Origin of the sequence: Prevotella sp. AM34-19LB, from assembly GCF_003468525.1 — a bacterium.
Lineage (GTDB): Bacteria > Bacteroidota > Bacteroidia > Bacteroidales > Bacteroidaceae > Prevotella.
In genome coordinates, this window is sequence record NZ_QSIG01000136.1 from 1 (window position 1) to 685 (window position 685).

General features: G+C 43.6%; 1 protein-coding gene. It reads left to right on the forward strand.

Annotation, left to right across the window (positions count from 1 at the left end; all coding sequences use genetic code 11):
- Positions 1 to 685, forward strand: a 685-nt coding sequence (locus tag DW830_RS15570; RefSeq protein ID WP_119250501.1) for an IS1380 family transposase, incomplete at both ends; no start/stop codon positions are given.

The window sequence follows — 685 nt, forward strand, 5'->3', positions numbered from 1 at the left end:
AGACAAGATGAACTGCTTACTGGTCAATGCCCTGCTTGCTACTGGTCAATTGAAATCCGGTCAAGAGTATGATTTTGACTTTGACCATCAGTTCATTGAAACAGAGAAGCATGATGCAAAACCAACCTACAAGAAGTTCCTGGGCTATAGTCCAGGTGTGGCAGTCATTAACGACATGATTGTCGGTATTGAAAATAGAGACGGCAACACAAACGTGCGCTTCAACCAAAGAGAGACTTTGGAAAGAATCTTCAAGCGACTGGAGGCATCAGAAGTATATATATCCCGTGCCCGCATGGATTGCGGCTCATGCTCGGAGGAAATCGTAGATATGGTAGAGGCTCATTGCAGGCATTTTTATATTCGTGCCAACAGATGCTCTTCCTTCTACGATTCCATGTTTGCCTTGACTGGATGGAAAACTGTTGAAATCAACGGTATTGAATTTGAGCTGAATTCCATCCTTGTTGAGAAATGGAAAGGAAAACCGTATCGTCTTGTCATACAGAGACAAAGGCGAATAGAGGGAGACCTTGACATTTGGGAAGGCGAATATACCTACAGATGTATACTGACTAACGATTACAAGTCGAGTGCAAGAGACATTGTGGAATTCTACAATCTTCGTGGTGGCAAGGAACGCATCTTCGATGACATGAACAATGGCTTTGGCTGGAATCGGTTG